The following is a 6,132-nucleotide window of genomic DNA, read 5'->3' on the forward strand; positions in this document are numbered from 1 at the left end:
TGTTCGAGCACGAGGTGGCGGTGTTCATCGTCGGCACCGGCACGGCCGCCAACGCGCTCGCGCTGGCCGCGCTGACGCCGCCCTGGGGCAGCGTGCTGTGCCACCCGGACAGCCACATCAACAACGACGAATGCGGCGCGCCGGCGTTCTACGCCGACGGCGCGAAGCTGATCGCAGTGGACGGCCCCGCCGGCAAGCTCGATCCCGATGCGCTGCGCGCGGCCGCGCGTGCGAAGCTCGGCGACGTGCACACCACCCAGCCGTCGGCCGTCAGCATCACGCAGGCCACCGAGATCGGCAGCGTCTACACGCTCGACGAGATCGGCACGATCGGCGAACTCTGCCGCGCCGCCTCGCTGCCGCTGCATATGGACGGCGCACGCTTCGCCAACGCGCTGGTGTCGCTCGGCGCCTCGCCGGCCGACATGACCTGGCGCGCCGGGGTGGACGTGGTGTCGTTCGGCGCGACCAAGAACGGCGTGCCCGGCTCCGATGCGGTCGTGGTGTTCGATCCGCACCGCGCCCGGGAGCTGGCGTTCCGCCGCAAGCGCGCCGGGCATTTGAGCTCGAAGATGCGCTTCCTGTCCGCGCCGCTCGACGCCTACCTGGCCGACGACTTGTGGCTGCGCAACGCGCGCCACGCGAACGCGATGGCGCAACGGCTCGCAGCCGGGCTGGCGAGCGTGCCGGGCGTGGACATGACGGGCAGCGCCGATGCGAACATCCTGTTCTGCCGCCTGCCGCAGCCGGTGATCGCCGGCCTGCTGGCGGCCGGCGTGCGCTTCTATCACGATCGCTGGGCGCCGGGCGTGGCGCGCTTCGTCACGTCGTTCGCGACGACGACGCAGGAAGTCGATCGTCTGATCGAATTGGCGCGCGGTGTGAAGGGATCGATGTGAAAAAATCGGCCTGAAGGTTTCGGCCTGAAGCGCGGCCCGCACGCGCCTCAGTAGCGCGACGGCGCGCAGCCGAACGCGCGCCGGAACGCGCGGTTGAAGTGGCTCTGGTCGTAGAAACCGACAGCCTGCGCCACTTGCGCGATGGATTGCGTGCCGTGATGCAGCATCATGCATGCACGTTCGAGACGCAGCCGCACGAGCCACGCGTGCGGCGTCATGGACGTGGTCTGCTTGAACAATTTCAGGAACACGAAGCGATCGGTCTCGCAAAGGGCTGCGAGCGACTCGAGCGTGATCTTCTCGGCCAGATGCGCCTCGCAATAGTCGCGCACGCGCCGCCATTGCACATCGGCCAGACCACCGCCCACCTCGCGTGGCACGAAACCGCGCGACTGCACGAATAGCCGTTCGAGCGCGAGCAGCCAGGCCGATTGCAGGCCGAGCGGGCCGTCCAGATCCTCGCTGCGCAACGCCGTGTGAATCATGCTGAGCCGTTGCGCCAGAGCCGGATCGGTCAACGTCGCGCCGTGCAGCACCGGCCCGTTCGCGCCGCCTGCCAGCTCGTCCGCGATGTCGGCGAGCCATGCCGGCGGCAACCTGAACGTTTTCAGCGAATATGCGGCGTCGCCCACGCGTGTGCCGTCGTGCACCTCGCCGGGCGGCATCAGGGAAATGCTGCCGGGACCGAGCAGCAGGCTGTTGCCGCCGACCTGCTGGCGCTGCACGCCGTCGGTCACGATGCCGACGTGGAAATCCAGGTGGTAATGACGATCGAAGCGGAATTCGCTGAAACGCGCGTCGCCGAGCACGAGTCCGGGGACATCGCGGCTGCGGGTGTATTCGACGCGATCTTTCATCAGCGGCAGGCAGAAAACGGAGGGGAAGCAAAGCGCGCGCCGCGTTGCGGTGACATGCGGCGACCGAGATTGCGCTCGGCACGCATTGTCGCCGAGGCCATGCCGGCGGCGTGTTGCGATTTATTGCACGCGGTTGAACGACTTGCTCGGGAATTGTGACGGCGCGAGCTGCATCGCCAACGGATCAGTCCCGTTGCTCGCCACCCCGGGCTTCGTCACGCATGGCGACTTGAGCAAGGCATCGGCATGCTTGCGCGAGGAGATCATCGACGCGATCGCCAGCGAAGCGAGCCCGAATCCCGCCGTGGCGAGCCCTTCCCCTGCACCCATTGAATGGTATTGATTCGGACGAAATGCCACCGGATCGCAGGTAGTGGACAAAGCTGGCGGCGCCACGAGCCCATTGGCGGCGTCGCGGACATTTTGCTCGGCGATGCCGGCATTCGCCGTCGACGCCGTTGCCAATATGGCGATCACGAACAACGACGAACGGATGAGTGAATTCTGCATGAACGGCCCCCAGTTTTTATTTGATAACGACCGACGTTGAATTGGATTAATTCCACCCCAAACCGACACTCACCTTATTACCATCCTGATCATAGCCGGCCCGGCGACGCACGCACAAATCACGATGATTCATGTTTTCCGGGCAATGCTGAGCAGCATACAGCCTGTCTTCGGCGCTCATCTCCCACGCATGGGATTGTTTCACCGTCACGCCCAACCCCGATTCAGCCGCCGGTAACGCAATTTGCTTCCGGGACGAGATCAACGGGATCTCCTTCGCCACACACGGCGCATCCCCCACGGCGTTTCCCGCTTGCTGCGACATCGCCAACGCAGCAGGCGACAGCATGACATTGCCCGCCACACCGGCAGCGCTGCCGCCTACGCCAGTCGCCGGAGCGGGGCGAAACTTCGGGGAATCACAGGTCACCATCGTATTCGCTCGCGCCACGATGCGTCCGTTCGCGGCGTCGTCGAAATTCTTCTCGATCGCGCCGGCCTGCGCGGCAGCCGAAACGATCGCCATCATACCGGCGATCATCGAAAACGACAGGAATTGAGCGCTGCCTTGCATACGATTACCTTTCATCAGTGAGTAGCGAAAGTGTAATCCTGCGGTATGCCTCGATTGTCAAGATTTGTGATAGTTCTGTGCCGACGTATTTATTCAGGGTCGTGACAGCAAATACAGAGCTTATTACCGTCGGGATCACGAAAATAGGCACCGTAATAATTCGGATGATAATGCGCACGCAATCCCGGCGGCCCTTCGCATACCCCGCCCGCCTGAAGCGCCAGGGCATGACATCGGTCCACCGTTTGCCGATCCGGCGCGAGCAACGCAATCATCTGACCATTGCCCGGTGTCGCGACCTGGCCGTCGAACGGCCGGCAAATCAGGAATAGCGGGCGCGGCGCGTCAGCCGGCATCCAGCCGGCCATCGTCGGCGGATCACGAAATTTCAACGGCATGCCGAGGGCGGCCATCAGGGGCGCATAGAACGCATGCGCTTGCTCGACATCGCGTACGCCAACACAGACATGAGACAACATGCGGCACCTCGTCGTGGAAATGACACTGATGATGCCACGGCGTCATGCCACTCTTGAACGCCAATCGGCAAACGCCGCGCGAGACTCCACCGCGCCAAAGCAACAGGCCCCGACCGCTTTCGCCGTCGGGGCCTGTTTTGCCGTTCGGTCAGGCGCGGCGCTGACGCACCTCGCTCGACCCTCGGAAACCGCTTAACGCTTGTCGATCGACGTCGCTTCGCGCGACGTTTCGCCGACAAACAGCTGACGCGGACGACCGATCTTCTGTTCCGGATCGGCAATCATTTCGTTCCACTGACCGATCCAGCCCACCGTACGTGCCATCGCGAAGATGCAGGTGAACATGGCGGTCGGGATGCCCAGCGCGCGCTGAACGATACCCGAGTAGAAGTCGACGTTCGGGTACAGCTTGCGCGACACGAAGTATTCGTCTTCCAGCGCGATCTTCTCGAGCTGCATCGCGAGCTTGAACAACGGGTCGTCGTGCAGGCCCAGCTCGGTCAGCACTTCGTGGCAGGTTTCGCGCATCAGCTTCGCACGCGGGTCGTAGTTCTTGTACACGCGGTGACCGAAGCCCATCAGCTTCACGCCCGAGTTCTTGTCCTTCACTTGCTTGATGAACTCGGGAATGTTGTCCGGCGAACCGATCTGCTCGAGCATGTTCAGCGCGGCTTCGTTCGCACCACCGTGCGCCGGGCCCCACAGACATGCGATACCGGCGGCGATACAGGCGAACGGGTTCGCGCCCGACGAACCGGCCAGACGGACGGTCGAGGTCGATGCGTTCTGTTCGTGGTCGGCGTGCAGGATCAGGATGCGGTCGAGTGCGCGCACCAGCACGTCGTTGACCTTGTACTCTTCGCACGGGTTCGCGAACATCATGTGCATGAAGTTCGCGCTGTACGAGAGTTCGTTCTTCGGGTACACGAACGGCTGGCCGATCGTGTACTTGTACGCCATCGCGACCAGCGTCGGCAGCTTGGCGATCATGCGGATCGCCGACACATCGCGGTGACGCGGATCGTTGATGTCGAGCGAGTCGTGGTAGAACGCGGACAGCGCGCCGACTGCGGCGACCAGGATCGCCATCGGGTGCGCGTCGCGGCGGAAGCCACGGAAGAAGAAGTGCATCTGCTCGTGCACCATCGTGTGCTTCGTGACGGTCTCGACAAACTCTTCCTTCTCGGCGGCGTTCGGCAGTTCGCCCTTCAGCAGCAGAAAGCAGGTTTCGAGGAAATCCGCGTTTTGCGCGAGATTGTCGATCGGGTAACCGCGATACAGCAGCTCGCCCTTGTCCCCGTCAATGTACGTGATGGCCGAATTGCACGCCGCCGTGGACATGAAGCCCGGGTCGTACGTGAACTTGCCGGTCTGGCCGTACAGCTTGCGGATGTCGATTACGTCCGGGCCCAACGTGCCCTTGTAGATCGGCAGTTCGACGCTCGGCGAATTGTCGCTGAACGATAGCGTGGCTTTAACATCAGACGGAGTCATGGCACATCCTCAATCGAAAGTAGAAACGGGATTCGATAACGGGCGCGGCGTTGTTACGCGCTGCGCAGCATCTCCAGCAGCCGGGAAACATCCGGGCCGGCAAGGTCGCCTTCTGGTTCCTTGCGCGCGAGCAACAAGTCCATCAGGTCGTTGTCGGATAGTTCGAGCAGGCGGGTCAACGCGCCCACATCGGTATCGGTGAGGTCATGCTCGTATCGGTTGAGAAAACGATCGAGAATCACATCGTTTTCCAACAGACCCCGCCGCGCCCGCCAGCGAAGGCGCGCGCGACGGTGCGGGTCGGACTGGTGCGACGAATCAGTCATGTCGTATCAGGTCAGACCGTGCGGCGAACCATCAATTCCTTGATCTTGCCGATCGCCTTGGTCGGGTTCAGCCCCTTCGGGCAGACGTCGACGCAGTTCATGATCGTATGGCAACGGAACAGACGGTACGGATCTTCCAGGTTGTCGAGGCGTTCGGCGGTGGCTTCGTCACGGCTGTCCGCGATGAAGCGATACGCCTGCAGCAGGCCGGCCGGGCCGACGAACTTGTCCGGATTCCACCAGAAGCTCGGGCACGACGTGGAGCAGCTTGCGCACAGAATGCACTCGTACACGCCGTCGAGCTCTTCGCGCTCTTCCGGCGACTGCAGACGCTCCTTCTCGGGCGGCGGCGTGTCGTTGATCAGGAACGGCTTGATCGAGTGGTACTGGTTGAAGAAGTGCGTCATGTCGACGATCAGGTCGCGCACGACGGGCAGGCCCGGCAGCGGGCGCAGCACGATCTTCTGCGGCAGATCGTTCAGGTTCGTCAGACACGCCAGACCGTTCTTGCCGTTGATGTTCATCGCGTCCGAACCGCACACGCCTTCGCGGCACGAGCGACGGAACGACAGCGTTTCGTCCAGTTCCTTCAGCTTGACCAGCGCGTCGAGCAGCATGCGTTCATGCGTGATCTCGACTTCGTACGTCTGCATGCGCGGCGCCGCGTCCTTGTCCGGATCGTAACGATAGAGTTCAAAAATGCGTTTTGCCATTTCAAATTCCTTGGAGTCGGCTTAGAACGTACGCGCCTTGGGCGGCACCGATTCGACCGTCAGCGGCTGCATGTGCACCGGCTTGTAGTCGAGGCGATCGCCTTCGCTGAACCACAGCGTATGACGCATCCAGTTGTCGTCGTCGCGATGCGGATAGTCGTCCTGCGCATGCGCGCCGCGGCTTTCCTTGCGTGCCTCGGCCGACACCATCGTGGCGCGCGCCACTTCGACGAGGTTCTCCACTTCGAGCGCTTCGACGCGCGCCGTGTTGAACACCTTC

The 6,132-nt window shown here is 63.0% G+C and carries 8 protein-coding genes and 1 pseudogene; 1 reads left to right on the forward strand and 8 read right to left on the reverse strand.

The window, feature by feature from the left end:
• Nucleotides 1-899 (forward strand): threonine aldolase family protein (locus ACYP33_RS09700; protein WP_459621283.1); only part of this gene is annotated, 899 nt, incomplete at its 5' end.
• Between the two features lie 47 nt (nt 900-946).
• Here the strand turns inward: ACYP33_RS09700 and ACYP33_RS09705 are convergent.
• The 8 genes and pseudogenes from ACYP33_RS09705 to ACYP33_RS09740 all read right to left on the reverse strand — a co-directional run.
• Nucleotides 947-1,756 carry an AraC family transcriptional regulator gene (locus ACYP33_RS09705; RefSeq protein ID WP_459621285.1) on the reverse strand — a complete coding sequence of 270 codons (810 nt, stop codon included), beginning with the start codon at nt 1,754-1,756 and terminating at the stop codon, nt 947-949.
• 120 nt (nt 1,757-1,876) lie between these two features.
• A complete protein-coding gene (locus tag ACYP33_RS09710; protein ID WP_414447928.1) occupies nt 1,877-2,266 on the reverse strand; it encodes a hypothetical protein in 390 nt (129 codons plus the stop codon).
• A gap of 46 nt (nt 2,267-2,312) precedes the next feature.
• Nucleotides 2,313-2,840 (reverse strand): hypothetical protein, encoded by a 528-nt coding sequence (locus ACYP33_RS09715; RefSeq protein ID WP_459621286.1) that lies wholly within the window; start codon nt 2,838-2,840, stop codon nt 2,313-2,315.
• Between the two features lie 89 nt (nt 2,841-2,929).
• Entirely contained in the window at nt 2,930-3,319 is a 390-nt protein-coding gene (locus ACYP33_RS09720) for a VOC family protein (RefSeq protein WP_414441581.1), read from the reverse strand.
• 192 nt (nt 3,320-3,511) lie between these two features.
• Entirely contained in the window at nt 3,512-4,813 is a 1,302-nt protein-coding gene (gltA, locus tag ACYP33_RS09725; RefSeq protein ID WP_414441580.1) for a citrate synthase, read from the reverse strand.
• Between the two features lie 53 nt (nt 4,814-4,866).
• Complete coding sequence (locus ACYP33_RS09730) at nt 4,867-5,139, reverse strand: FAD assembly factor SdhE (RefSeq protein WP_414441579.1); 273 nt, start codon at nt 5,137-5,139, stop codon at nt 4,867-4,869.
• An 11-nt stretch (nt 5,140-5,150) separates the two neighbouring features.
• A complete protein-coding gene (locus tag ACYP33_RS09735) occupies nt 5,151-5,852 on the reverse strand; it encodes a succinate dehydrogenase iron-sulfur subunit (RefSeq protein WP_414441578.1) in 702 nt (233 codons plus the stop codon).
• Nucleotides 5,853-5,873: 21 nt separating this feature from the next.
• A pseudogene (locus ACYP33_RS09740) lies at nt 5,874-6,132 on the reverse strand (succinate dehydrogenase/fumarate reductase flavoprotein subunit); the annotation flags it as partial.

The organism is Burkholderia sp. 3C (assembly GCF_054589155.1).